This window comes from Psychrobacter sp. Sarcosine-3u-12 (genome assembly GCF_002836005.1).
GTDB lineage: Bacteria > Pseudomonadota > Gammaproteobacteria > Pseudomonadales > Moraxellaceae > Psychrobacter > Psychrobacter okhotskensis.
The window spans coordinates 1-1,277 of the sequence record NZ_PJBY01000029.1; the positions used below are offsets into that span (position 1 = coordinate 1).

General features: G+C 45.1%; 1 protein-coding gene. It reads right to left on the reverse strand.

Annotation, left to right across the window (positions count from 1 at the left end):
- Nucleotides 1-46: 46 nt before the first annotated feature.
- Nucleotides 47-1,212 (reverse strand): IS3 family transposase gene (locus tag CXF65_RS00980; RefSeq protein ID WP_101210723.1). Its coding sequence is split into 2 segments (ribosomal slippage): nt 47-954 and nt 954-1,212, totalling 1,167 coding nucleotides; the frame shifts between segments, so codons are not numbered across the junction.
- Nucleotides 1,213-1,277 lie beyond the last annotated feature (65 nt).

Below are 1,277 nucleotides of genomic sequence, written 5' to 3' on the forward strand. Positions count from 1 at the left end.
TGACCCCTGCTGTCAATCCCGTAGAACTAAACTTGGGAGATTTTAGTTACGCAGCCTGACGATAATAATCAAACCACACTTGTCTTGGTGATTTATAGCCCAAACCCTTTTGAATCCTCGTCTGATTGTAGTACAGCTCGATATAACTGATAATATCATTGATGGCTGTGAACCTTGTTTTATAGTCTTGATGATATACCAACTCATTCTTCAATATGCCCCAGAAGCTTTCTATTGGAGCATTGTCGAAGCAATTACCTTTAGCGCTCATTGAGCCTGTAAATTGATGCTGCTTAACGATCTTGTGGTAGGCATGGCTGCAATACTGGCTGCCTCTGTCAGAGTGAACGATTAGCCCTTTGTTTGGACGTTTATTCCTGATGGCCATGTTCAATGCGCGACAGACCAAATCTGCGGTCATGCGTTTGTTGATCGCATAGCCGACCAGCTCTTTGGTATATAAGTCTTTGACTCCCGCTAAATACAACCAGCCCTCATTCGTCCAGATATAGGTGATGTCGCTGACCCACGACTCGTTAGGGCGCTTAGCATCAAACTCTTGATCCAACACGTTTGGATAGACCAGTTTGTTGTGATTGGAGTCGGTGGTGGCTTTAAAGCGTTTGTGGCGACGGCATTTGATGCTGTATTCCTCTTTGATGCTTCTGACCATGTAGGGACTGATGTTATGACCTTGCTCACTTAGATGCGCATGCAGACGCTCAACACCATAGCGCTCATGAGTTTCACTGTGAGCGGCTTTAACGAGTAGCTCACAATGGTTGCGATGTATCTGCTGCTCGCTGATATCGCGACTCAGCCAGTCGTAGTAACTTGAATGCTTAACCCTTAGCACGCGGCACATAGTGGTGATGGTAAAGAAGTGCTGGTTATCTTTGATGAAGGCGTACCTGACTAGCTGTTTTTCGCGAAGTACGCCGTCGCCTTTTTTAGTATTTCGCGTTCCTCTTCAGCCACTTTGAGCTGCCGCTTGAGCTGCTTTATTTCTTGAAGAGCACTCATAAGATCAGGATCGTATTGCTTTGTGCCGACAAGCTTGCCTTGATTGGCTTTGTTATGCCAATTTGATAGCGTTTGCATGGCAATGCCAAGCTGCTTTGCAGTGGCTGAGATATTGCCATTATTGTCTGATATCTTCTTGACGGCCTCGGCTTTAAATTCGTCACTGTAGGTTCTTACTTTCTTGGTCATGATAAACTCCGATTAATACGCTTAGTTTACCAAGTTTACCTCTACGGTTTCTTCAGCATAGCTCA